Below are 23,703 nucleotides of genomic sequence, written 5' to 3'. Positions count from 1 at the left end.
CGATCCAACCGTGATGGTCACCCCAACACCCCTGTCTTCGAACTGCACAGAGCAATGAAATTCCTGACCGAATGTGCCGCGAGGTGCCAAAGGACGGAGGGGTATCTTCTTCTCAGAAAAGAGATCTTTGCGTGTATCAAACTCAACTTGGCACGCAGCATCCACGACTCGACACCCGTGAATAGGTCACAGCTGCGCGCTGCAACCCTTGCAAACTCACTCAGATTTTCCAATCGCCTCTCGACATCTCGCGTCTTACTCACATTGGTCTCATGCAACCGATATGCACACACGGCAACGTCAATAAACCCTAGATGATCGCCGGCAACCAATCGAAGAAAGAAATCCCAATCCTCGATCCTGAGCGTCTCATCCCACGTCATCCCTTTATCGAAAGCGCTACGCCTGAGCATCATGACGGCGCCACTCACCGCCCATTCGCTGATAACAGCTCGACGGATCCCTGCATCGGATCCGTACAATTTCTTGTTAGCCAAGTGAAGGTCACGCATCGCACTTTGGTGCAATTGCCTGCCCTCCGCATCGACAACGATCGCATCGCCAATGACAGCGGATTTACGGAAATTTTCCTCAAGATAAGCGACCTGCCTGCCGAGACCGTCTCGAATCAGATAGTCGTCACTTGCAACGATGCGCAGATAGTCACCCCGCGCACATCGCGCAGCCTCATTCAGCGTCGCTGTCACACCGCGATTCGCGCGCTGCACGAACTGCACCGGCAGCCGATGCCCGTGAGCGGCGATCCACTGGGCGATCTTTTCGCCGGTGGCATCGCTGGAGCCATCGTCGATGATGACGATCTCCTTGCACGGGTACGGGTCCTCCAACACGCTGTCCAGGCAACGCTGCACGAAACGCTCATGGTTGAACGCGGGGATCAGCACCGACACCAACGGCCCGCGCGCGCGCCCTGCCGGCTGCGTGCAGTCGTTCATGCCGGCTGCACCAGATAGCGCCGTACCACCACGATATTGAACAGCAGATACAGCACGTAGTTGGCGACAAAGGCGTACATCGCACCGATCAGCCCGAAGTACCCGGTAAACAGGTACACCAACCCCAGATAGCTGGCGGCAAACACGCATTCGGACACCACGAACAAGCGCGTCATGGCCTTGGCCAACATCACATACGACAACACGAAGGCGGCGATCTTGACCACATCGCCCACCAGCTGCGGGCCGTACAGCGCTCTGGCCGCATCAAACTGCGGGTCGAATAACAGCCAGGTCACCCAATCGCGGCAGACATACACACCCAACGCCATCGCGATCACCGCCGGCATGACGTAACGATACGCAGCGCGCAGCTCGCGCCCCAATGCGGCACGCGCATGCAGCGAGGCCAGCTTGGGCAGGTAATACACATTGATGGCGGTAGTGAAAAACAGCAGGTAGGCATCCGACACCCGGCTCACTGCCTGCCAGTAGCCCACCTGCTCCCACCCGAACCGGGCAACAAGATGATCGCGCACCAGAATGATCACCAGCTGCGGCACCAAGGTGGAGGTAAGCGTCATCACCGAAAAGGCCGCCAGCCTGCGTGTCATCACCGCATCGAAGCGTGGGCGCAACATCTCGCGCCGAAAATATGGGCTGCACCGCAGCGCCGGCACCCCCGCCAACAGCCACACCACCTGCCCCAGCACCAGTGCGAGCAATGCACCCTGCAGCTGCGCCATGCTGGACAGCCATGTAACCAGCGCAACGCTGATTACTGCGCCGCTCACCTGCACGATGGCCAGGCGGCGCACATCCATGAACCCGTTGATCACTGCGAGAATGTAATTGACCAGCGCGATGCCCAACTGCGCGACTGCCAGCACGCAAATCAGCGGTTGGTAGCTGGCATCGCCCAACAGCCGCTCGGCAAGCAACCCGCTGAACGCCACCGCCAGCGCCGCGAGCACGCAAGACGCACAGAACGCGTACCACAACGCCGCGCTGAGCAAGCGCGCCTGCGCCGGCGGGTCGTCGCGGTACTCGGCGACGTATTTGACGATACCGGCGCTGATGCCACCACCCGCCAACACCGCCAGCACCGACATCACATTGAGAAACTGGCCGAGTCGCCCCACGCCCTGCGGCCCGGCGTAGACGGCCACCAACTTGACCACCACCAGCGCAGCGAGCAACTTCGCCAGCGTCGCGACGCCGGTGTAGGCGCTGCTGCGCACCAGATTCATGCGCCGGTGCCGAACGATTGGCAGGCGGCGATCACGCGTTCCACCGACGCTGTATCCAGCGCGGGGCCCATCGGCAGACTCAGCACTTCGGCGTGCAGGCGCTCACTCACCGGCAAACAGGCATCACCGAGCGTTACGTAGGCCGGCTGCCGATGCGGCGGCACCGGGTAATGAATCTGGGTGTGGATGCCATGGCGCAACAGATGCGCCTGCAAGGCATCGCGCTGTGGGCTGCGCACCACGAATAGATGCCAGACATGCTGTTCGTCGGAGACCACTGTCGGCAAGACGATCAAGGGGTTGTCGATACCTTGCAGGTAACGCCGCGCCACTGCGCGCCGCAGCGCGATCTCTTCGTCCAGATAGCCCAACTTGACGCGCAGCAAGGCGGCCTGCAGCTCGTCCAAGCGCGAGTTCACACCCTGGTAGAGATGGTGGTACTTCACCTCCGAGCCGTAATTGCGTAGCGCGCGGATGCGCTCGGCCAATCGCGTATCGGAAGTCACGACTGCGCCGCCATCGCCCAGCGCACCAAGATTTTTCGTCGGAAAGAAACTGAACGCGGCTGCATCGCCGAAAGCACCTGCGCGCTTGCCCTGCACCGTTGCACCATGCGCTTGCGCAGCGTCTTCGATCAGCAGTAATCCGTAGCGATGCGCCAGCGTCTGCAGCGCCGCCATGTCGGCCAGCTGACCGTACAGGTGCACCGCCATGATGGCGCGGGTGCGTGGCCCGATCGCCTTTTCCACACTGGCCGTGTCCATATTGAAGGTGACCGGGTCCGGCTCCACCGGCACCAGCACCAGATGGTTCTGGCTGATCGCCAGAAACGTCGCGATGAAGGTATTGGCTGGCACGATGATCTCATCGCCCTCGCGTAGCACGCCCAGTTCGCGGTAGCCGCGCAGGATCAGCGACAACGCGTCCAGCCCATTACCCACCCCGACCGCATGCGCCGCGCCGCAGTAACTGGCGAACTCCTCTTCGAACGCAGCCAGCTCCTGGCCGAGCACATACCAGCCAGCATCGATCACCCGCGCGGCAGCGGCTTTGAGTTCATCCGCGTAGCGTGCGTTGACCGCGCGCAGATCCAGGAACGGCACATCCATCAAGCCGACCATTTACGACTGCGCTCCCAGCAGTGCGATCCTGCCCGCGACAATGCTGGCGTGTGCACTCAACTGTTCCTGTTCCCCACGCGCTTGTTCCTGCTCCCCACGCACTTCGCCCAGAAATTCGTCGTAATCCAGGATGTAATCGCCCGGGTCGTAGAGCTGGTCGGCCAGCACCATCAGCACGCAGTCGGGGCTGAAATGGTGCAGGTCGCGCCACACCATGCGGCCCAGCAGCAGGCCTTGCGAGGGGTCGTTCAAGGTCACCTCGGTCGGGCCATCGCCCTTGCCTTCGTCCAGCAGGATCGTCACCGAGCCATGCAGGGCCACCGCCAGCTGATTGAGCTGGCGATGCGCGTGCTGGCCGCGGTGGACGCCGCTGCGGGTACCGAACAGGTAATACACGCGGCGTATCTCGAACGGGACATTGCGCTGCTGCTCCAATGAAATGAGCAGGCCACGATCGTCGCCGTGGGTATGCAACTGGATGGGTTCGAAGGCCATGATCCGGGGCGTAAGCGCTGACTGCACGTAGTGCGACATGCCTGAGTGCGCCGGGATGCGCGAAAGGTTGCGCGACGTCACGACCCTGCGAAGCCACGTACGCGCAAGCGCAGCTTCGCCTTCGAGCGTATTCCGGAACGATAAAAATTCGTTGTGGCGACGCAACCTTTCATCGGTAGCTCCGCACATATCGGTGCACGTTCACCTGGCCGCAGTTCCGGCCGGCGTGGGGAGCCAGGCCTGGCAGCGCAGCACGCACTGCCGGAACCAACGACCACCACCGGTGAGGACACCAACCAGATGCATCCATCCCCCCAGGCGCCCGACACGGCAGCCACCGGCAGCGCCACAGCGCGGCCCTCCTCGACACAGGCGGCGCCTACGGCGGGCGTGACGCCTTTACCCAAACCGATGCGGGTGCTGCACTGGCTCACCGTGCTGTGCCTGGTGATGGCGGCCAGCCTGATTCTGCTGCGCGCCGAGCTCGATGGACGCGCATTGCGTCAATGGCTGCTCGAAGGCCACCGCCATTTCGGCCTGATGGTGCTGCTGTTGTTCGTGCTGCGCGTCGGCCTGCGGCTGCGTTTGCGCACGCTGCCACCCGGCCCGCCCGCATCCTTGATCACGCGCCTGGCCGCAGGCGGCACCCATCTGGCGATGTACGGGCTGATGCTTGCGTTGCCGTTGATCGGTTGGTCGCTGAGCAACGCATTCGGCAAGACCGTCTATCTGTTCGGACTGGCGCTGCCGAATCTCATCGAGGCAGACCCGGATCTGGGCGACACCCTGGGCGTGTGGCATTTGAATGCCGCCTGGGCGTTGCTGGCATTAGTGACCCTGCATATCGGCGCTGCGCTCTGGCATCACCTGGTGCTGCGCGATGGCCTGCTGTACCGCGTGCTGCCGGGCAAGCGCGCATGAGTCGCCGCACCTCCCTCGCCCTCGTCCGCTCTCTCTCCGTTGAACCCCGCACCGTCGAACAAGGACTTTCCATGCCTATCTCCCAGCCTGCTCCGCGCCGTGCCAGCGCATCGCGCACCGCTTCTCTGACGTCCTTGTTATGCGTGTCCGGCCCGTTGTTGCTGCTGGCCAGCACGCAGGCACAGGCGATCCCCTCGTTCGCCCGGCAGACCGGTTCTTCGTGCGCGGATTGCCATATCGGCTCCTATGGTCCGTCGCTGACGCCCTACGGCATGCGCTTCAAGCTGGGCGGTTTCACCGATACCAATGGCGAAGGCACCAAGATTCCGGTGTCCGGTCAGCTCACCTGGGCGCGCAGCAATCCCAGCCGCGGCGACAGCACCGCACGCCTGACCCAGGCCGATCTGTATCTGGCCGGCCGCGTCAACGACAACATCGGCGGCTACTCCAAGATCCGCTCCAACAACAGCGGCAACGCCACTTTCGATACGCGCCTGGACGATGTGGATCTGCGCTTTGTCAGCAAGCCGTTCCAGATGGCCGGCAAGGACACCATGATCGGCGTCAGCGTCAACAACAATCCGGGTATCTCCGACCCGATCCATGTGTTGCCCAATGCTTCCACCCTGACGCCGGCCTCCAACGGCGGCGCGTCCACCATGCTCAGCTCCTCGTCGCTGTCCAACCGCGTCATCGGTGCCAGCGTGTACGGGTTGTACGACCGCAACTGGTACGGCGAAGTGGGCAGCTACAGCGCGTTGTCGCCGTCTGTGCAGGATCGCCTCGGCTGGCCGATCAACGGCGACCCGGGCAAGCTCAGCGATACCAGCTATGCGCGTCTTGCCTATATGAAGGACATGAAGCGGCAGTTCTTCTCGGTCGGCCTGACTGCGCTCAACACGCGCCGCCAGCGTCCGCGCAACGGGCCCAGCGACGACCTCACCGACTTCGGCTACGACCTGACCTATCAGTTCCTGGGCACCCGCGAGCACGTGATGTCGCTGGCCTACGTCAACATCTACGAGCGCCGCAAATACGGCACCCCGCTGATGTCGGCCGACCCGACCATGCCCGCGCTGGAGCGCGGCAACGTGCGCGATCAGACCATCAGCATGAACTACGCGTTCAAGCAGACCTACGGCGTGCTGGCCGCGCACATGATCAACACCGGCTCGTTCGATGCGGCGCGTTATTCGCCGGTGGGCATTCCGGACACCACCAGCAACCTGATCCTTCTGTACTGGACCCCGTTCGGCAAGGAAGGCACCTACACCACGATCGCCAACCTGCGTCTGTCGGCGGGCTGGTTCCGGTTCGACAAGTTCAACGGCAGCACCTCCAACGTGTTCCGCGGCCCGCCGATCACCAACCCGCGTGATCTGGACAGCTTCACCATGTCGGTCAATCTGACGTTCTGATCCCCCCACACGTAAGGACCCCCATGAAGTCATTCCACCCAACCCTGTTTTGCGCGTCGCTGGCCGGCCTGTTGCTGGCCGGCGCACTGCTGCCTGGCTCGGCACGCGCCGCCGATGGCAAGAGTGTGTTCATTAGCGAATGCGCCGAGTGCCACAGCGCGACGCAGGGCAAGAACAAGAAAGGCCCGTCGCTGTTCGGCATCGTCAATCGTCCCGCAGCCACCGTGGCGGACTTCAGCGGCTACTCGGCCGATCTCAAGGCAAGCAAGCGCACCTGGGATACCGCCAGCCTCAAGGACTTCCTCAAAAAAGATTCCAAGGCCACGCTGCCGAATACGAAGATGAAGTACGAAGGGCTTGAAGACGACAAGGAACTCGACGCCCTGGTCACCTACCTCAGCACCCTGCGTTGAGAGTGTGCCGGCCCGCCTTGGCACCACTGGCCGGGCCGGCACGCATGGCGCAAGCGCAATCGGCGCGGTCAGAAGTGACGTGCCGGTGTGCGGTATCGCCCGCGCAGGCCTGAACGCGACGCGTGCCATTGTGAGGATCGCTTCAAGCCCGGTACAGCGTGCCGGCCGCAGTGTCCGCGGCCTGCATGCGGGTCACCGCTGCACCTGCACAGGTGCACGGCCCGCGTTGCCTGACACGAACCCTTCGCGTATACGGACGGAACCGCCACAGACACGGCGGTCTCGCCCCGCGTGATGGGTCACCATCGCGCACCGCTACGGTCCACGTCCCACGCCCTTGCCGAACGTTTCGCCCGCCAAGCCGTCCCCTTGCCGACCGCGACGCCACACCGTCTGCGACGGGCAGCCATTGCCCGCGGGCGGCTCGGCACGACAGCCGCGCCGTCCCATCCTGCCGAGGGTGCCTTGCCAGTTACAGCGGTGCCGGCAGCTGGGGTTGCGTCGCGCGTTGCTGCTTGCGCTGGTCATGGGCCCCTGCGGCACTGCAGTGGCAGACAACGTCGGCGGCGCAGTGGCGGTGGCGTCCACCTTGATCGACCGCGGCATCTCCATCGCACCCAACCGCGTCACCTTGCAGGCAGCCAGCTATTGGCTGCCCTCGCCCGGCTGGTCGATATCGGCCTCCGCGGCGCTGCAGTCGCCCTCCTTTAGCGACCCGGTGGCGCTCACGTTCCAGGGCGCGCGTGGCTGGATGCTGGGCGATCGCTGGCAGATGCAGGCCAGCCTGCTGTATTACGCCTATCCGGCCGACCGCCAGTCGCGCAGCTTCGACCGCCAGGAAGCCAGCCTGGCCTGGTCCTACCGCGACACGCTCACCTTCTCGCTCTCCAGCTTCAATTTCCCGCGCGCGCAACGCTCGCCCTGGAACATGGTGGTCGACGTCACCGCCAACGTGCCGCTGACGGGGGATTTCAGCCTCTCGGCCGGTGCCGGCATCTCGGACTTTCCGGCGATGTCCTACGGCGCCCAGAGTTCCGGCCGCTATCGGTATGGGCAAGTTGGCCTGAAGTGGAGCCGCGCGGCATGGACAGTGAAGCTGGACCGGGTCGTCACCAGCAACAACACCCCGCGCGCGCAAGGCGGGCCCGGCGAAACGCCGTGGGTGGGCATGGTGTCCCGCAGTTTCTGATTCAACCGCAACCTTTCGCCCGCCTGCGGGCACCTAGAGGTGTCCTACCCCATGCCTGCTTCGATGAATGAGTCCGACACCCTTGGCGATGCCACCGACCGCATGCTGTTGCGCCGCATGGCTGCGGGCGATCGTGACGCACTGGCGAGCATGTACCACAGCTACCACGGCCGCTTGTGCCGGTTTTTGTCGCGCCTGACGCGCCGCCCGGACATCATCGAAGAGGCCATCAACGACTGCTTCTGGATTGCCTGGCAAAAAGCGGGCGATTTCCGTGGCGACTCGCAAGTGTCGACCTGGATCATGGGCATCGCTTACCGCTGCGGGCTCAAATGCCTGCGCCAGCACGATGGCGAGTCCATCGACGATACCGTTTTGGTGGAAGACCACGCCCCCAGCACCGACGACAACGACGACCGCGAGCTACGCGACTGGCTGGACAAGGGCATGGAACGGCTGTCGCCGGATCAGCGCCTGGTGATCGAACTGGTCTACGGCGTCGGCCACAAGCTGGAAGAAGTCGCCGAAATCATGCAGTGCCCAGTGGGCACGATCAAAGCCCGGCTGTTTCATGCGCGGGTCAAATTACGCAATGTGCTGCCCGGCCTAGCCGGCAACACCCCTTACACGGAGACCCTGCAATGAAGACGTTTTTCATCGCGCCTGGCAAGGAATGCTCGCACGCCTGGGAACTGATGCCGGCCGTTCTGCTGGATAGCGCGACCGAGGAAGAAAACACCTGGCTGATCGCGCACGTGGCCAAATGCACCTCGTGCAGCGCCGAGTTCGCCCAGCAAAATCGCCTGCGTCAGGCGCTGGCGCTACCGCCGGCGGTCAAGCTGGACGCCAACGCCGGCCTGCAACGCCTGCTCGGTCGCCTGGATGCACCCGAGGTCCGCATCGCACCGGCACCGGCCGTGCGTCGCTCCGGCAGCTGGACCGTGCGTGCGCTGGCCGCGGCCGCGCTGGTACAGGCCATCGGCCTGGGTGTCATGGGCGTTAAGCTGGCCTCGCCGGCACCGTCGCACGACTACCGCACACTCAGCAGCGCCACTGCGCTGCCGGTGCCGCAAGGCGCCATCCGCGTGGTGCCGGATGCCAGCATGACCGTGGCCGACTGGGATCGACTGCTGCATGCGCAGCAGTTGCAGGTCATCGGTGGGCCCAACGACATGGGTGCCTACACCGTGGTGCCTGCTGCGCCGCAGCCGCCGGCCCAGCCGCAACGGACCGTGCAGCAACTACGCGCCAATCCGGGTATCCGGCTGGCCGAGATCGTCTCCGCCCCATGAGCCGTTTCTTCGCCATCGGCCTGGTCGCCGCGCTGCTCAGCATGGGCGTGCATGGCAATGCGCATGCCGCGGCGTTGCAGAACACTGCTGAGGATGTGGCCAGCGCCAACGCGACGTCCGCCGATGCGCATACGCCCGACAGCAGCCGCGACATCCTGCTGGCGGTGGCCAATCCGCTCAGCGCGCCGCCGGCCCGTGCCGGCTCCAGCCTGATCGGCTACGCCTCCAGCTATTACGGCGCCGGCCAGAAGGCCGCCGTGCGCATGGAAGCCATCAAGCAGCGTTACAAGCTGCGCGAAGTGTCCGGCTGGCCGATCACCTCGCTGGGCCTGTATTGCGCGGTGCTGCAGCCGCCACCGGGCGTGTCGCGCGATGAGCTGGTCACCGCGCTGGCTGACGACGAGGGCGTGGAGCTGGTGCAGCCGGTGCAGGATTTCTCGGTGTTTTCTACCGATGCGGCGGAAAAGACCACACCGTTGTCCGGCTACAACGACCCATACGTAGACATGCAGCGTGGCTTCATCGATACCGATGCCGCCAGCGCGCAGGCCATCACCCAGGGCCGTGGTGTACTGGTGGCGGTGGTCGATACCGGCGTGGACATCAACCACCCCGATCTGAAATCGCGCATCCGCGACGTGCACGACCTGGTCGACGACAAGCCGGGCATGACCAGCAGCGATTCGCACGGCACCGAGGTGGCCGGGATCATTGCGGCCGGCAGCAACAACCATCAAGGCATCGTCGGCATGGCGCCCAAGGCCATGCTGAGCGTCTACAAGGCGTGCTGGTATGCGCCCACGGTCGGCGCCACCGCACGCTGCAATACCTTCACCCTGGCCAAGGCGCTGGCGGCGATCAACAACAGCTCCGCACGCGTGGTCAACCTGAGCCTGGGCGGCCCGGCCGACCCGCTGCTGAGCAAGATGCTGCTGCATCTGGTGCAGCAAGGCCGCATCGTGGTCGCGGCAATGCCGCCGAACGGGCGGCTGGATGGCTTTCCCAATGATGTGCCCGGCGTGCTGGTGGTTCGCAGCAGCAGCGCCACCACCGCCATGCCCGGCGTGCTCAGCGCACCCGGCAAGGACATCCTGACCACCCAGCCGAACGGCCGTTACGACTTCACCTCCGGCTCGTCGATGGCCACCGCGCATGTCAGCGGCATGGCCGCACTGCTGTTGTCGCTGTCGCCGTCGATGGATGCCACTGCGCTGCGCGACCTGTTGCAACGCACCAGCAAGGTCTCCGACGGCCAGTTGCAAGTCAATGCAGGCGCCGCCGTCGATGCGCTGTCGCCTTCCAAACATTCCAACTGACGACACCGGCATGGCCAAGTGGATTCCCTTGTGGCTGCATAAACTCAGCTCGCCGCCGACGTTCTACCGCTTCGCCGGACGCGTGCGCCCGTGGGCGCTGGGCCTGGCCTTGCTGCTCGGCGCGGTGGCCGCCTACGGCGGGCTGGTGCTGGCGCCGCCGGATTATCAGCAGCACGATGCCTACCGCATCATCTTCATCCACGTGCCCAGTGCCTGGATGAGTCTTTTCATCTACGCAGCGATGGGCGTGTCGGCGTTTATCGCGCTGGTGTGGCGGATCAAGCTGGCCGAAGTGGTGACCATGGCATCGGCACCGATCGGTGCGGCGTTCACCTTCATCACCTTGTGCACCGGCTCGCTGTGGGGCAAGCCGATGTGGGGCACCTGGTGGACCTGGGACGCGCGACTGACCTCGGAGTTGCTGCTGCTGTTTCTGTATCTGGGCGTGCTGGGCCTGTACCACGCGGTGGAAGACCGTCGTCAGGCGATGCGTGCCGCCGGCTTGCTTGCCCTGGTCGGCCTGGTGAATCTGCCCATCGTGCATTACTCGGTGGTGTGGTGGAACACGCTGCACCAGGGCTCCACCGTGCGCCTGCTCGGCCCCTCAAAGATGGGCGCGGACATGCTGTGGCCGTTGCTGACGATGATGCTGGCCACCAAGTGCTACTACGTCGCCAGCCTGTTCGGCCGCGTGCGCGTGGACCTGTTGGCGCTGGAAAGCGGCAAGGACTGGGCACGCCGCATCGTATTGACGGAGCGCACCGCATGAATACGTTTTTGGCGATGGGCGGCTACGGCCAATACGTGTGGACGTCCTACGCGTTGTTCATGCTGGTGCTGTTAGCCGACCTGGCCGCGCCGTGGTTGCGACGCCGACGCCTGCCGCGCGAACTGCGTGGCCAGTTGCAACGGCAAACTCCGCGTCGTGCGCGCGATCAACCGGCGCCAACGTTGGAGCGCGACGCGCCATGAATGCCACGCGCAAACAACGTCTGTGGCTGGTGCTTGGCGTCATCGCCGCCGCCGCGCTCGCGGTGACGCTGATTGTGTTCGCGCTGCAGCGGAACATGAGCTACCTGTTCACGCCCAGCCAGGTGCACGCCGGCGAAGCGGCCAGCTATCAACAGTTCCGTCTCGGCGGCATGGTCAAGGCCGGCTCGATCCAGCGCGCCAGCGACTCGCTGAAAGTCAGCTTCACCGTCATCGATAAACATGCGGCCACCCAAGTCGAGTACACCGGCATCCTGCCGGACCTGTTCCGCGACAACCAATCGGTGATCGCCAACGGGCGCATGCAGGGCGAACGCTTTGTCGCCAACGAAGTGCTGGCCAAGCACGACGAAACCTACATGCCGAAAGAACTCAAGGACGCGATGGCCGAAGGCCATGTCGGCAAGCCGATCCCCGCGACCGCCGTGCCGCTGGCCGCGCCGCGTTGAGGCGGCGTTGGCTGCGCGCCGCTCACTCGCCAATCTCTTTTTGCCGCACGCTGCGACCCACTCATGACGCCTGAACTCGGCCAGATCGCACTGATCCTGGCGCTGCTGCTTTCGCTTGCCCAGGGCGTGTTGCCGCTGATCGGTGCCTGGCGCAGCAACACCGCTTTGATGGGCGTCGCGCGGCCGGCAGCGGTGGGTCAGGCCGTGTTCGTGTGGATGGCGTTCGGCCTGCTCGCCTGGTCGCTGCTGTCGCTGGATTTTTCGGTCGGCTATGTCGCCGCCAACGCCAACATCGCCCTGCCCTGGTACTACCGCTTCGCCGCGGTGTGGGGCGCGCACGAAGGCTCGTTGCTGCTGTGGATCGCCATCCTTGCCACCTGGACGGTGTTGCTGGCCGCTTTCAGCCGGCATCTGCCGCAGTATTTCGCTGCACGCGTGTTGGCGGTGCTGGGCCTGGTGTCGGTGGGCTTTCTGGCTTTCATCCTGCTGACCTCCAATCCGTTCGGGCGGCTGTCGCCGATTCCGCTGGACGGCAACGAGCTCAATCCGGTGTTGCAGGACCCGGGCATGACCTTCCACCCGCCGGTGCTCTACACCGGCTATGTCGGTTTCTCGGTGGCCTTTGCGTTCGCGGTGGCGGCCCTGCTGGGCGGCGAACTGGAACAGGCCTGGGTGCGCTGGGCGCGGCCATGGACCAATGTGGCCTGGGCCTGCCTCACCGCCGGCATCGTGGCCGGTAGCTGGTGGGCGTATGCAGAACTGGGCTGGGGCGGCTGGTGGTTCTGGGACCCGGTGGAAAATGCCAGTTTCATGCCGTGGCTGGTGGGCACCGCGTTGATCCATACCCAGGCGGTGACCGAAAAACGCGGCAGCTTGCGTGCATGGACCATCCTGCTATCGATCCTGGCGTTCTCGCTGTCGCTGCTGGGCACCTTCCTGGTGCGCTCGGGCGTGCTGACGTCGGTACATGCGTTCGCCGCCGACCCGCGCCGCGGGCTGTACATCCTGATCTTCCTGGTCGCAGTGGTCGGTGGTTCGTTACTGCTCTACGCCTTGCGCGCACCCAGAATCGCCAGCGGCAAACCGTTTGCCGCCGCCTCGCGCGAAACTGGGATTCTGATCGGCAATCTATTGCTCACCGTCGCCGCAGCGATGGTGTTGCTGGGCACCTTATTCCCCCTGATTGCCGATGCCTTCGGCCTGGGCAAGGTGTCGGTGGGGCCGCCGTATTTCGGCCTGCTGTTCCCGTTGCTGATGTTGCCGGTAGTGCTGTTGCTGCCGTTCGGCCCCTACCTGCGTTGGGGCCAGGCCGACGCCGCCCCCTTGAAGGCGCTGGGTGCCCGCGCCGGTATCGCTGCAATCGCCTGCGCGCTGGTCGGCAGCCTGTTTGCCGAGGGCCAGGCCAAGGCCATCGCCGGCATTGGCGTGGCGGCATGGGTGGCCACCGGCACGGCGCTGTACGTCTATAAACGGTGGCGCGAGATGCCGCGTGGGCGGCGCTTTCCGGCAGAGATGGCCGGCATGTTGATCGCGCATGCGGGGGTGGCGGTGTTCGTCGCCGGCGTGCTGATCTCCGACAGCCTGTCGGTCGAACGCGATGTACGGCTGTCGCCCGGCCAGAGCGCGGATATTGCCGGCTATGCGTTCCGCTTCGACGGTGTGCAGCTGGTCGACGGGCCGAACTGGAAGGCCGAACAAGGCAGCGTCCAGGTCAGCCGCGATGGCAAGGTCATTGCGCAATTGCATCCGCAAAAACGCCTGTACAGCAGCGAACGCATCCAGACCGAATCGGCGATCGATCCCGGCATCACCCGCGATCTCTATGTCGCGCTCGGCGAGCCACTGGACGACCAGCACATCGAACACGATTGGACCTTGCGGCTGTACTACAAGCCCTTCATCCGCTGGATCTGGGCCGGCGGCCTGTTGATGATGCTGGGCGGCTTCGTCAGCGCCTGCGCACGACGCTTCCGCGCGCCGGTCTCCGCAGCCAAGGCGGCTGCATCGCCCGCATACCAAGCGCCCATCATCGCGCAGGAGTCGCACCCGTGAAGCGCATGCTACCCCTGCTGGGGTTCTTGTTGATCGCCGCCCTGTTCGGCTTCGGCATCTACTGGACCATGCAGCACAACCCGCGCGATGTGCCCTCCCCATTGATCGGCAAACCGGCACCGGCCTTCTCGCTGCCGCGGCTGGATGCGCCCGACCAGCTTGTCACCCGTGAGCAGCTGCTGGGCAAGCCGTATGTGCTCAACGTGTTCGGCAGTTGGTGCGCCGAATGCGTGCACGAGCATCCAGTGCTGATGGCGCAGGCCAGCAGGCTCGGTGTGCCGTTGATCGGCTACAACTACAAGGACGCGCCGGCCGATGCGACCGCCTGGCTGGCACGCTTGGGCAATCCGTACGCGGTGGTCATCGCCGATGAAGCCGGGCAGACCGCCATCGATTTCGGCGTCTACGGCGCACCGGAAAGCTTCCTGATCGATGCGCAGGGCATGATCCGCTACAAGCACATCGGCGTGCTCACCCCCGATGTCATCAACGATGAGCTGCTGCCCGCCATCGCCGCACTGCCCAAGGGCGCACCGTGATGCTGGGATATGGCGTCTTTCAGGCGCACCGGCGTGAACAGGCGCGCAAACTGCGCCTGTTGCTGGTGCTGCTGTTGGCAATAGTGCTCGCGCCCTGCGTGCAGGCGCAGGCGGTGGACCCGTTGCCGTTCAAGAACCGCAGCGAAGAAGCGCGGTATCAACAACTGACCGCGCAACTGCGTTGCCTGGTGTGCCAGAACGAGAACCTGGCCGATTCCAATGCCACCCTGGCGCGCGATCTGCGTCATCAGGTGTTCGCGCAACTGCAGGCCGGCAAGAGCGATGCGCAGATCAAGCAGTACATGGTCGACCGTTATTCGGATTTTGTGTTGTACGACCCGCCGGTCAAACGCGGCACCTGGCTGTTGTGGTTCGGGCCGCTGCTGATGTTGGGCGCCGGCGCTGCGGTGGTGATTCACACCGTGCGTAAACGCGCACGTGTCGGCACTGCGGTGGCACCGCAGGCAGAGGAAGAATGGTGATGACGGGTTTTTATTTTTTGAGCGCTGCGCTGGTGGTGGTTGCGCTACTGCTGTTACTGCTGCCGCTGATGCGCACACCCACGCGCAATGGCAATGCACGTTACACGCTGCCGATTCTGCTGGTACTGGGCCTGCCCATCGCCACCGCCGGCCTGTATCGGCTGGTTGGCGCACCCGATGCGATCGCACATGCGGTCTACGTGACGGCACCCCAGACGGCGCCCATCGCAACGGCTGCTGCAGCCGATGCGGTACCACCACAACCTAGCGCTGCCGAACAGGCGCAACTGGCAGCGCTCACCTCGTGGATGGAACAGGCCAAAGCGCATGAGCAGAACAACCGCTCCGCCGAGGCGCGCGATGCCTACGCGCAGGCACTGAAGATCGCGCCAGACACCAGCGCGGCCATCGTCGGCTGGATCGCCGCCGACATGGCAACACACAGCGATTTCGCCATCGATGCGGCCTCGCGGACGCGGTTGCAGCAGCTGATCGCGCGCGAGCCGGACAATCAGCGTGGGCTGTGGCTGATGGGCATCAGCGATTTCCAGCAGCACGACTACGCCGCAGCCACCACCCATTGGCGCCATCTGCATGGCTTGCTGGAAACCGGCTCGCCAATGCAGAACGCGGTGGCGGACAAGATTGCCGTGGCCGAATCGATGGCGGGCGCGCGGCAATCCGGGCGTGCTGCACGCTGAAGACAGCAGCGCAAAACACGTGCAGGCGTGCCTGAGGCGGCGACGTCAGCCCGCTAGGCGCATTGCCGGGTGTCATGGTGCGCAGCGGCGGTAGGTAGACGCAGAGACACAGGCTGAAGCGGACCACGCGAGGTTGCGTGGACAGCCCGCACTTGTTCCTGGATGAAGGCAGTCGACGCAGCTGCCAAGAGGCATTAAGCAAGCAATGCGGCAGATCCCACATCTGCCTTGCTCAGGACGACGGCCCCAACACCTCGTGCAATTTTCCGCTGAACTCGCCCAGCGTAAAGGGCTTGGCGATCATGCTCATGCCCTCGGCAAGAAATTCGCCGCGATCGCGTGCGGTCTCGGCGTAGCCGGTCATGAAGATCACCGGCAGATCGCGGCGCGACTGTCGCGCAATCTCTGCCAACTGGCGTCCGTTGAGCCCGGGCAACCCGACATCGGTCACCAGCAGATCGATCCGTCGCTGCGAGGCAAGGATCGGCAGCGCGGCGTCGGCATCGGCCACCACCTCGGCCTCGTAGCCCAACTCGCCGAGCAGTTCGGTCACCAGCAGACGCACTTGTTCGTCGTCTTCCACCACCAGCACCTGCTGTCCCTGCCCGGCCACCACCGCTCCGCCTTGCGGCCCCATCGCCACGCTCTGCACGGCGACACCGGCGGGCAGATACAGGCTCACCGTGGTGCCCACGCCCACTTCCGACTCCACCCAGACTTGCCCGTTGGACTGCTGCATGAAGCCGTAAATCATCGACATGCCCAGGCCAGTGCCCTGCCCGATCGGCTTGGTGGTGTAAAACGGCTCGAACACGCGCTCCAGCACATCGGCCGGCATGCCGGTGCCTGTGTCGGCCACCGAGACCACGGCGTAGTCGCCCGGCGCCAGGCTGATGCCACGGCCAAGTTCAAGACGGTGTTCGTCGACATGCAAATGCCGGGTCGAAATGCGCAACTGGCCGCCGTCCGGCATGGCGTCGCGGGCGTTGATGGCCAGATTGATCAACGCGCTTTCCAGCTGGTTTTCGTCAACATACGCATGCGGTAGCGCATCGCAAAGATCGGCTTCCATGCGTACCGACTCGCCCAGGGTGCGCGCCAGCAATTCCTGCAGCGACACCACCAGATCGTTCAACTGCAGATGCCGCGCCTGCAGCGATTGCCTGCGCGAAAACGCCAGCAGGCGCTGGGTCAATGCGGCCGCGCGCAAAGCCGAGGCCGACGCCACATCCAGAAACCGCCCCAGTCCCTCGGTCCGCCCCTGATCGATGCGCAGACGCGCCAGATCCAACGCCGACAGGATGCCGGTCAACATATTGTTGAAGTCGTGCGCAATGCCGCCAGTCAACTGGCCCACCGCTTCCATCTTTTGCGCTTGACGCAGCGCGGCCTCACTGGATTCGCGCGCCAGCATCTGTTGCTGCAACTCGGCCGTGCGTTCGGCCACCTTGGCCTCCAGCAGGTTGGCCTGCTCCTGGATCGACTCCAGCGCCAGCGCACGTGCGGTGATGTCGGTCGCAAACACGTGGAAGCCATCCACCTTGCCATCTGCATCGAAGCGCGGCATGTAGCGGATCTCGGCATCGCGGCGGCGCCCATCGGCATGCGGCCAGCTCGCTTCCACCGTCAGCGCCTGACCGGACAGCGCGGCCTCGATCCAGGCGCGCCGCTCAGCCACCACCGCAGGCCCCATCACATCCACCAGCGGACGTCCGATCACCTCTTGCGGCGGAATACCGATCCAGTCTTCGTACGAGCGATTGGCGAAGCGATACACCAGGTGTTTGTCGATGAAGGCGATCAACACCGGCAACGCATCAGTGACGCGGCGCAACTCGGCTTCGCTCAATGCCAGCGCAGCACGCCCTTCGGCCAATTCGGCCATCTGGTCGCGGATCACAAACTGTTTTTGTCGCGACCTCAATGCGTTGGAAATCGCGCTCAACAGCGACGAGGAGCTCAATGGCCGCTCCAGCTCGATGACGTTGGTCATCTCGGCAGGCAGGCTCGCGTGGCGACCGTGCTGGCTGCCACGCGGCGCGCGCAACAGCACGAACGGAATATCCGACCATGCCGCCTGGCCTTGCAGAATCTGCTGCAGCTGCTGCAAATCTCCGCCGACGGCCTCTTCGGTCAGCACCACCACGCCGGAACTATCGAGCAGGTCGCCGGACAATGCCGCCAACGCACCGTAGACCCGGCGCGTCAGTCCACGCTCACCGACAATGCTTGCAATACTTTCCGCATCGCGGCCGAACGGCGCAATGATGTGGACCACCGACCCATCTGCTTCACAGTTGGTCAAGTGCACGATCCAGCAAGGGCGTGCTGTCCCCAACAAACTGTGGGGTGCCGGTCAGCACGCCATGGAACCTTTCCAGCGGTTCGCTCAAATGCAGACCGCCGCTGCTGATGCGCATCTCGCGAATCGAATCTTCATGCGCGCCACTGCGGTTCTTGATGACCGACAAGGCCTTGCGGATCCGTCCCTGCGCTTCAAAGAAGCGAAACAAAATGACGGTGTCGGCCATGTAGGAGATATTGAGATTGCCGGTCGACATCGTCCCCACCAGACCATGCTGTGGGTTGATCAGGAACGTGGTCACGCCGCTCTGGTTGAGGTAAGACAACAGCTCGTGCATCTGCAGCATCAGCTGCTTTTCTTGCGGCATCGACGACAGATAGCCGTTGAGGCTGTCGATCACCAGGATGCGGCAGTTCCGCGCCTCCACGCTTTCGCGCACTGCCCAGGAGAACTCGCCGGGCGTCAGTTCCGCAGGGTCCATCTGGTGCAGTTCCAACATGCCCGAGGCCAGATGCTTGCGTAAATCCATGCCCAGGTTTTCGGCACGCGTCAGCAAGGTGCCGGTGCGCTCGTCGAACTGCAGTACGCAGCAATGCTCACCACGTTCGCAGGCCGCACTGACATATTGCAAAGCGACATTGGTCTTGCCCGACCCGGCCGGCCCGGTCAGCAAGGTGCTGGTGCCGCGCAGCGGGCCACCATGCAGCAGTGCATCGATGCGCTCCACCCCGCTGGACACCGCATCGCCAACAAACGGCACGTGATGATTGGAGGCGATCAGGCGCGGATAGATCCGCATGCCGCCCGTCACGATGGTGATGTCGTGGTAGCCTGCAGTAAAGTTGACCCCGCGCAATTTCTGCACCTGCATGCGTCGCCGCGCTGCGCCGAAGTCCAGCGTCATACGCTCCAGCGAAATCACGCCATGACACAGGCTATGCAGATGCGCATCGCGCTGGCCATTCTCATCGGTGAGGTCATCGACCAGAAACACGGTGATGTTGCGCGGCGCGAAGAACTGCTTCAGCGCCAACACCTGCCGTCGGTAACGCAGCGAGTCTTGCGCCAACAGACGCAGCTCGGACAACGAGTCGAAGACAACGCGCGTCGGCTTGACCCGATCGACTTCGGCCTGGATCAACTTGATCGTGCCATCCAGTTCCATTTCCCAAGGATGCAGAATGGACTGCTGGCGCCCGTCGCCCAGAAACGCCTCTGCCGAGGCCAGCTCGAAGATATGCAAAGGTTCCAGCGACCATTCGTGCGACGCGGCAACTTCGTTGAGCTCGTCGATGGTTTCCGACAGCGTGACGTACAGGCAGCTCTCGCCCCTGGCTGCGCCATCGAGCAAGAATTGCAGGGACAACGTGGTCTTGCCGGAGCCGGGCTGGCCTTCGAGCAGATAGAGCCGATTGGCCGGCAGTCCTCCGCGGAGGATGGTGTCAAGCCCCGTCGTCCCGGTCGTGATGCGGTTTGCGATCATCGGCTTTACATTTTTCATGCCATTCACGTTAACACGCGCGCGTGATTGTCCGTTGCCACAGACTGAATTGATCAGCTTGCCTGGCTTGACGCGCTGCGCGTTCTGCCCATCTTTTGCCGTGACCGCAGTGGCGGATTTTCGCTGCTTTGAGGTGTCGCAGGACTGGCAATCTGCGGCATGCCCCGGGCTTTTGTGATGCGCTGCGTGACAACTCCGACACATTCGTCACGGGCGCGCGCATAGCCTTGGAAGTGAAGCAGGTCGCGTTGTTGCGATCGCTTGAGGACAGCGGTGAACGACGCATCATGTAATGCACGCATTCTGTTGGTGGAAGACGACGACGCCATTCGCGCAATGACCGCGGATATTCTGTGCGAAGAGGGCTATCAGGTCGTCGTGTCTGCAGATGCAGAACAGGCACTGGAGCAGCTCGTCACGGCCTGTCCGTTCGACCTGCTGCTGTCGGATATCTGCCTGCCGGGCATGAACGGACGCGACCTGGCCGACAATGCGCGGCGGTTGTACCCCGCACTCCCGATCATCTTCATGACCGGCTACGCAGGCGCCAGCGCCCAACGGGCAGACTTCCTGGACACCGGCATGCGTTTGCTCACCAAGCCATTCTCGTTACGTGACTTGCTGGGTATCGTGCAGACAACGCTGTAACCGAGCGCAACCAAGGCACTCTCACGCATCTCACGCCTCGCAGGCCAGGCGTACGCAGCGTTTTGCACAGGTGACTGCAGCCGCCGTGTTGCGTCCTCAAGCTGCAGCGTGAACGCGCCCAACGCCGACGACTCGAGCGCGACGATGGCTCCGCTACCCGCACAACAGCCACGGTCATTGCAAACGCCGCTCCAGCAACTGCATCACGCGCAGCTTCAGGTCGGCCGCCAGAAACGGCTTGGTCAACACTTCCATGCCATCGTCCAGCTGTCCGGCGCCGACGGCCGCGGTTGCCGCGTAGCCGGTCACGAACAGCACCGGTAGCGTGGGTCGGTATTGCCGGCCCGCATCGGCCACCTGGCGCCCGTTCAAGCCACCGGTCAGGCCGACATCGGTCACCAACACATCGATTGGCTCTAACGAGCGCAAGCGCTCCACCGCAGCGCTGCCTTCGGCCGCTTCGATGACGCGGTAACCGGCCTCGGTGAGCACTTCCGAGATCAAGATGCGGATTGCGGTTTCATCCTCTACCAGCAAGATGGTGCAGCTCTGCGCTGCTGCGCGCTGCGGCTGTTGCGGTGTGGCGACTGCCTCGTCCTGCGCATCTGTCCCGCTGAAACGTGGCAGATACAGTGCCATGGTGGTGCCCAGACCCACTTCCGAATCGATGCGCACGTGCCCGCCGGACTGCCGGGTAAACCCGTAGATCATCGATAGGCCCAGACCGGTGCCCTGCCCGATCGGCTTGGTGGTGAAAAACGGCTCGAACACCTTGGACATGACCTCGTCCGTCATGCCGGTACCGGTGTCCTGCACGCTCAGGCACACATAATCGCCAGGCGGCAGATCCAACTGCTGGGCCGCCACCGGATCCAGCGAGCGGTTGTGCAGCCGGATGGTGAGTACGCCGCCATCGGGCATGGCATCGCGCGCATTGAGGCACAAATTGAGCAGCGCGTTTTCCAACTGCGGCGCGTCTACCAGCACCTTCCACGGCTGCGGCGCCGGCGTCACCTGCAACGTGATCGATGGCCCCAAGGTCCGCGAGATGATTTCGCGCATGCCGTGCACTAGCGCGTCCACTTCCAACGCGCTGGGGGCCAGCGTCTGCCGGCGCGAGAATGCCAGCAGGCGTTGCGTCAACGCAGCGGCACGCGCGGCGCTGGTCTGCGCCATTTCCACATAGCGTTCCAAGCGGTCGTACTTGCCTTGCTCGACTCGCGCCTGCAGCAGCTCCAGGCCCACCGTGATGGAGGTCAGCAGATTGTTGAAGTCGTGCGCCAGGCCGCCGGTGAGCTGCCCGACCGCCTCCATCTTTTGACTCTGGCGCAGTTTTTCTTCGGCCAGTAGCAACGCCGCGCTCCGTTCTCGGACGCGTTGTTCCAGGGTTTCGGTCAGCACGCGCAATTGCTCTTCGGCCTCGCGTCTGTCGCTGACGTCCGAGGCCGTACCGAACCACTCCTCGATCTGGCCCTCTGCATCGAGCAAGGGCACTGCGCGCAGCAGCGTCCAGCGCACCTGCTGTCTGTCCAGCACGCGAAGCTCAAGCTCCAGCGCAGCCTTCTCGTCGATCGCAGCATGGATGGCCGCTAGCAACGGCGCACGATCATCCGGATAAATCCATTCCTGCTGCCAGCGCGCATTGGCCGCACGACCATCGTCCAACAAGCCATCGCCGGCATGCAGGCGCAACGCACTCCAGTTCGCAGTGGCAGAAAAGATCGCTTGCGACGACGCGCGCACCAAGGCGTCCAGCCGGCGCTCGCTTTTGATCAACGCTTGGCCGGCCAAGCGCTCGGCGGTGCGATCGCGCAAGACTTTGACAAAGCCAATCGCTACGCCAGTTTCTTCGCGCAGCACCATCAACGATCCATTGGCCCAGAACCGCTCGCCGGATTTACGCATATGCCAGCGCTCATCCATGCCGCTACCGCTTTCCAACGCTGCGGCGGCTTCAATCAGAAGCTGTCGATGCGCCACATCTTCCGGGGTAAACATGCGCTCCAGCGATTGCCCGAGCATCTCGGCCTCGCTCCAGCCCAGAATGCGGCGCGCGCCTTCGTTCCATGAGGTCACCTGGCCGCGCATGTCGGTCGCGATGATCGCGTAGTCCATGACGCTATCGAGGATCTGCCGGTTGCGCACTTCTGCCTCGCGCACCGCGCGTTCCAGGCTGATGCGATCGGTGATATCCAACCCTTGCACGAAGATGCCGGAGACCGTGCCATCGGCACCGGCAATCGGCTGATACACCAGGTCCAGCATATGCCGCTCGGTCGGCCCGCCCGGCACTGCCTGGACGTCGTACACCAGCGCATTGGCCGTATAGGCGCGCCCGGAGCGATACACCTCATCCAGATGGCGCAGATGCCCTTGCTCAAGCGCGTCCGGCAGCGCTTCGGCGAGCGGCCGCCCAATCACGTCGCGGTGGCCGACCAAGCGCGAGTAGCACGGGTTGGCGAACTCGACACGGTGCTGCGGCCCGCTCAAAAACGCCATAAACATCGGCGCCTGCTCGAACAGGCGGATCAAGCGCTCGTGCTCGTCCGCTAACCGCGCCTGCGCCAGCTTGCGCGCGGTAACCTCATTGGTCACGCAGAACGCGCCACCGATGCTGCCATCGTCCAGATAGATGGGCGAAAACGAAAACGTCCACCAAGTCTCTTCCGGCGTGCCGTAGCGGTTCATACCAATCGGCACTTCTTCAAAGCGCGAGGCGCTCCCGGCAAATGCTGCCTCGATCGGCGCACGTACCGCCTCCCACGCATCGGCCCACAGCTCGCGCAGCGGCGCACCCAGTGCCTGCGGCCGACGCGGCCCCAGAATCGGCGCGTACGCATCGTTATAGAAAAACGTCAGCGCCTCGCCCCACACCACATACATGCTCTCCGGCGAGGTGAGCATCAAGCTGACCGCATTGCGCAGTGGCGACGGCCACTGCGCGCTCGGCCCCAATGGCGTAGCAGCCCAGTCGTATGCACGCACCGCCTGCGCCATGGCGCTGTCGCCATGCGGAAATGCAGTGGTCATGCCGCGCGCATCCGCACGATCACGCCATGCCGCAGATCGCCTGCACGACACCACCGCATCGCTTCACCGCCTGCGCCCTTATGACTGTTCACCCATCCGTGCATCTGTGCCAAACCATTAGAAGAGAGCCCAAGACCGCGCGACGCATCGCCAACAGGCACGATCGACCGCTCACACCACCGTCATCACCCAACCTGCGGCAGGAGATGTATATCCAGCCGTCGGTGCTGCCGCTGCGCCACGGTACTGCGCCGCGTGTGAGGACATGTGCTAACCAACAGCGATATGGCGCGTCACTGCCGGTTGGGCCGTGCGATGGGCGTGTTCGCGGTGTAGATCGCGTACATGCGCTCTCGCGTTCTCAGTTCATCTTTATCGGCCCATGGCTCGCGACTTTTTTCGGCGTCTTCAAGAACAGAAGCTCACGGTTGCCTTGGGCGTGACTGGCTGCTCTGCATGCGTTAGTGGGGAGCCGCTGATCTGCGCGCCGGCTGCATCGCCCTTGCCCGCCTGCCGCCGCGGGACACGGCGTGAATCCGTCCATGCAGGCTCTAATTCGGTTGCTTTCGGTGTGCTTGGCTGCTTTGCATTTGCTGGTGGAGAGCTGCTGATCTGCGCGGCGGCAGGCGGGTAAG

Annotated in this window: 22 protein-coding genes; 15 read left to right on the top strand and 7 right to left on the bottom strand. The window is 64.0% G+C overall.

The features are described from left to right. Positions 1–17: 17 nt before the first annotated feature. Genes ABQU90_RS04950 through ABQU90_RS04935 form a run of 4 tightly spaced genes read right to left on the bottom strand, consistent with a single transcriptional unit; the run spans position 18 to position 3,822 of the window. Entirely contained in the window at positions 18–956 is a 939-nt protein-coding gene (locus tag ABQU90_RS04950; protein WP_323522150.1) for a glycosyltransferase family 2 protein, read from the bottom strand. Next, positions 953–2,206 carry an O-antigen translocase gene (locus ABQU90_RS04945; RefSeq protein ID WP_323522149.1) on the bottom strand — a complete coding sequence of 418 codons (1,254 nt, stop codon included), beginning with the start codon at positions 2,204–2,206 and terminating at the stop codon, positions 953–955. Before ABQU90_RS04945 ends, ABQU90_RS04950 begins: the two co-directional genes overlap by 4 nt. After that, positions 2,203–3,315 carry a DegT/DnrJ/EryC1/StrS family aminotransferase gene (locus tag ABQU90_RS04940; protein ID WP_323522148.1) on the bottom strand — a complete coding sequence of 371 codons (1,113 nt, stop codon included), beginning with the start codon at positions 3,313–3,315 and terminating at the stop codon, positions 2,203–2,205. Before ABQU90_RS04940 ends, ABQU90_RS04945 begins: the two co-directional genes overlap by 4 nt. A gap of 12 nt (positions 3,316–3,327) precedes the next feature. Further along, positions 3,328–3,822 (bottom strand): sugar 3,4-ketoisomerase, encoded by a 495-nt coding sequence (locus tag ABQU90_RS04935; RefSeq protein WP_323522147.1) that lies wholly within the window; start codon positions 3,820–3,822, stop codon positions 3,328–3,330. A 300-nt stretch (positions 3,823–4,122) separates the two neighbouring features. Between ABQU90_RS04935 and ABQU90_RS04930 the strand changes: the two genes are divergently transcribed. From ABQU90_RS04930 to ABQU90_RS04865, 14 genes are all read left to right on the top strand, one after another. Next, a complete protein-coding gene (locus ABQU90_RS04930) occupies positions 4,123–4,743 on the top strand; it encodes a cytochrome b (RefSeq protein WP_323522146.1) in 621 nt (206 codons plus the stop codon). A gap of 71 nt (positions 4,744–4,814) precedes the next feature. After that, a complete protein-coding gene (locus ABQU90_RS04925) occupies positions 4,815–6,161 on the top strand; it encodes a cytochrome C (RefSeq protein WP_323522145.1) in 1,347 nt (448 codons plus the stop codon). Between the two features lie 23 nt (positions 6,162–6,184). After that, a complete protein-coding gene (locus ABQU90_RS04920; RefSeq protein WP_055844416.1) occupies positions 6,185–6,574 on the top strand; it encodes a c-type cytochrome in 390 nt (129 codons plus the stop codon). A 526-nt stretch (positions 6,575–7,100) separates the two neighbouring features. After that, a complete protein-coding gene (locus tag ABQU90_RS04915; RefSeq protein WP_323522185.1) occupies positions 7,101–7,763 on the top strand; it encodes a TorF family putative porin in 663 nt (220 codons plus the stop codon). 51 nt (positions 7,764–7,814) lie between these two features. After that, positions 7,815–8,408, top strand: coding sequence for an RNA polymerase sigma factor (locus tag ABQU90_RS04910; protein WP_193552531.1), 594 nt, complete (start codon positions 7,815–7,817; stop codon positions 8,406–8,408). Further along, on the top strand, positions 8,405–9,055 hold the full coding sequence (locus ABQU90_RS04905) for a zf-HC2 domain-containing protein (protein WP_055844422.1): 651 nt from the start codon (positions 8,405–8,407) through the stop codon (positions 9,053–9,055). Before ABQU90_RS04910 ends, ABQU90_RS04905 begins: the two co-directional genes overlap by 4 nt. Further along, positions 9,052–10,371 carry a S8 family peptidase gene (locus ABQU90_RS04900; protein ID WP_323522144.1) on the top strand — a complete coding sequence of 440 codons (1,320 nt, stop codon included), beginning with the start codon at positions 9,052–9,054 and terminating at the stop codon, positions 10,369–10,371. Before ABQU90_RS04905 ends, ABQU90_RS04900 begins: the two co-directional genes overlap by 4 nt. 10 nt (positions 10,372–10,381) lie before the next feature. Continuing rightward, on the top strand, positions 10,382–11,140 hold the full coding sequence (gene ccmC, locus ABQU90_RS04895) for a heme ABC transporter permease CcmC (protein WP_055844428.1): 759 nt from the start codon (positions 10,382–10,384) through the stop codon (positions 11,138–11,140). Then, positions 11,137–11,343, top strand: a complete 207-nt coding sequence (gene ccmD, locus ABQU90_RS04890) for a heme exporter protein CcmD (RefSeq protein WP_323522143.1) — start codon at positions 11,137–11,139, stop codon at positions 11,341–11,343. The genes ccmC and ccmD overlap by 4 nt, the downstream gene beginning before the upstream one ends. After that, entirely contained in the window at positions 11,340–11,810 is a 471-nt protein-coding gene (gene ccmE, locus ABQU90_RS04885) for a cytochrome c maturation protein CcmE (protein WP_115527572.1), read from the top strand. The genes ccmD and ccmE overlap by 4 nt, the downstream gene beginning before the upstream one ends. 63 nt (positions 11,811–11,873) lie before the next feature. Continuing rightward, positions 11,874–13,862: a heme lyase CcmF/NrfE family subunit gene (locus tag ABQU90_RS04880; protein WP_323522142.1), complete on the top strand. Its 1,989-nt coding sequence runs from the start codon at positions 11,874–11,876 to the stop codon at positions 13,860–13,862. Beyond that, entirely contained in the window at positions 13,859–14,401 is a 543-nt protein-coding gene (locus ABQU90_RS04875; protein WP_323522141.1) for a DsbE family thiol:disulfide interchange protein, read from the top strand. The genes ABQU90_RS04880 and ABQU90_RS04875 overlap by 4 nt, the downstream gene beginning before the upstream one ends. Next, positions 14,401–14,883, top strand: coding sequence for a cytochrome c-type biogenesis protein (locus tag ABQU90_RS04870; RefSeq protein WP_323522140.1), 483 nt, complete (start codon positions 14,401–14,403; stop codon positions 14,881–14,883). Before ABQU90_RS04875 ends, ABQU90_RS04870 begins: the two co-directional genes overlap by 1 nt. Then, the gene (locus tag ABQU90_RS04865; RefSeq protein ID WP_323522139.1) at positions 14,877–15,584 is read left to right on the top strand and encodes a tetratricopeptide repeat protein; all 708 of its coding nucleotides are present in this window, start codon (positions 14,877–14,879) and stop codon (positions 15,582–15,584) included. The genes ABQU90_RS04870 and ABQU90_RS04865 overlap by 7 nt, the downstream gene beginning before the upstream one ends. A gap of 232 nt (positions 15,585–15,816) precedes the next feature. Here ABQU90_RS04865 and ABQU90_RS04860 read toward each other — a convergent pair whose 3' ends face one another. After that, a complete protein-coding gene (locus tag ABQU90_RS04860) occupies positions 15,817–17,889 on the bottom strand; it encodes a PAS domain-containing hybrid sensor histidine kinase/response regulator family protein (RefSeq protein ID WP_115561820.1) in 2,073 nt (690 codons plus the stop codon). Then, the gene (locus ABQU90_RS04855) at positions 17,876–19,390 is read right to left on the bottom strand and encodes an ATPase domain-containing protein (protein WP_323522138.1); all 1,515 of its coding nucleotides are present in this window, start codon (positions 19,388–19,390) and stop codon (positions 17,876–17,878) included. The genes ABQU90_RS04860 and ABQU90_RS04855 overlap by 14 nt, the downstream gene beginning before the upstream one ends. Before the next feature lie 303 nt (positions 19,391–19,693). Between ABQU90_RS04855 and ABQU90_RS04850 the strand changes: the two genes are divergently transcribed. Continuing rightward, positions 19,694–20,038, top strand: coding sequence for a response regulator (locus ABQU90_RS04850; protein ID WP_055846156.1), 345 nt, complete (start codon positions 19,694–19,696; stop codon positions 20,036–20,038). A 174-nt stretch (positions 20,039–20,212) separates the two neighbouring features. On the opposite strand, the gene ABQU90_RS04845 is transcribed toward ABQU90_RS04850, so the two are convergent. Continuing rightward, positions 20,213–23,068 (bottom strand): hybrid sensor histidine kinase/response regulator, encoded by a 2,856-nt coding sequence (locus ABQU90_RS04845; protein ID WP_323522137.1) that lies wholly within the window; start codon positions 23,066–23,068, stop codon positions 20,213–20,215. Positions 23,069–23,703: the final 635 nt, after the last annotated feature.

The sequence above is a fragment of the Xanthomonas sp. WHRI 10207 genome, from assembly GCF_040202975.1.
Classification (GTDB): domain Bacteria; phylum Pseudomonadota; class Gammaproteobacteria; order Xanthomonadales; family Xanthomonadaceae; genus Xanthomonas.
The sequence above is the reverse complement of the archived record's forward strand: the minus strand, read 5'-3'. Positions and strand labels throughout refer to the sequence as shown.

Excerpts from the sequence above, each read along its gene's own strand:
- ABQU90_RS04880 (WP_323522142.1), top strand. The coding sequence starts at position 11,874 with ATGACGCCTGAACTCGGCCAGATCGCACTGATCCTGGCGCTGCTGCTT.
- ccmE (WP_115527572.1), top strand. The coding sequence starts at position 11,340 with ATGAATGCCACGCGCAAACAACGTCTGTGGCTGGTGCTTGGCGTCATC.
- ABQU90_RS04945 (WP_323522149.1), bottom strand. The coding sequence starts at position 2,206 with ATGAATCTGGTGCGCAGCAGCGCCTACACCGGCGTCGCGACGCTGGCG.
- ABQU90_RS04950 (WP_323522150.1), bottom strand. The coding sequence starts at position 956 with ATGAACGACTGCACGCAGCCGGCAGGGCGCGCGCGCGGGCCGTTGGTG.
- ABQU90_RS04935 (WP_323522147.1), bottom strand. The coding sequence starts at position 3,822 with ATGGCCTTCGAACCCATCCAGTTGCATACCCACGGCGACGATCGTGGC.
- ABQU90_RS04920 (WP_055844416.1), top strand. The coding sequence starts at position 6,185 with ATGAAGTCATTCCACCCAACCCTGTTTTGCGCGTCGCTGGCCGGCCTG.
- ABQU90_RS04910 (WP_193552531.1), top strand. The coding sequence starts at position 7,815 with ATGCCTGCTTCGATGAATGAGTCCGACACCCTTGGCGATGCCACCGAC.
- ABQU90_RS04870 (WP_323522140.1), top strand. The coding sequence starts at position 14,401 with ATGCTGGGATATGGCGTCTTTCAGGCGCACCGGCGTGAACAGGCGCGC.
- ABQU90_RS04865 (WP_323522139.1), top strand. The coding sequence starts at position 14,877 with ATGGTGATGACGGGTTTTTATTTTTTGAGCGCTGCGCTGGTGGTGGTT.
- ABQU90_RS04925 (WP_323522145.1), top strand. The coding sequence starts at position 4,815 with ATGCCTATCTCCCAGCCTGCTCCGCGCCGTGCCAGCGCATCGCGCACC.
- ABQU90_RS04940 (WP_323522148.1), bottom strand. The coding sequence starts at position 3,315 with ATGGATGTGCCGTTCCTGGATCTGCGCGCGGTCAACGCACGCTACGCG.
- ABQU90_RS04855 (WP_323522138.1), bottom strand. The coding sequence starts at position 19,390 with ATGAAAAATGTAAAGCCGATGATCGCAAACCGCATCACGACCGGGACG.
- ccmD (WP_323522143.1), top strand. The coding sequence starts at position 11,137 with ATGAATACGTTTTTGGCGATGGGCGGCTACGGCCAATACGTGTGGACG.
- ABQU90_RS04900 (WP_323522144.1), top strand. The coding sequence starts at position 9,052 with ATGAGCCGTTTCTTCGCCATCGGCCTGGTCGCCGCGCTGCTCAGCATG.
- ABQU90_RS04905 (WP_055844422.1), top strand. The coding sequence starts at position 8,405 with ATGAAGACGTTTTTCATCGCGCCTGGCAAGGAATGCTCGCACGCCTGG.
- ccmC (WP_055844428.1), top strand. The coding sequence starts at position 10,382 with ATGGCCAAGTGGATTCCCTTGTGGCTGCATAAACTCAGCTCGCCGCCG.
- ABQU90_RS04930 (WP_323522146.1), top strand. The coding sequence starts at position 4,123 with ATGCATCCATCCCCCCAGGCGCCCGACACGGCAGCCACCGGCAGCGCC.
- ABQU90_RS04915 (WP_323522185.1), top strand. The coding sequence starts at position 7,101 with ATGGGCCCCTGCGGCACTGCAGTGGCAGACAACGTCGGCGGCGCAGTG.
- ABQU90_RS04845 (WP_323522137.1), bottom strand. The coding sequence starts at position 23,068 with ATGACCACTGCATTTCCGCATGGCGACAGCGCCATGGCGCAGGCGGTG.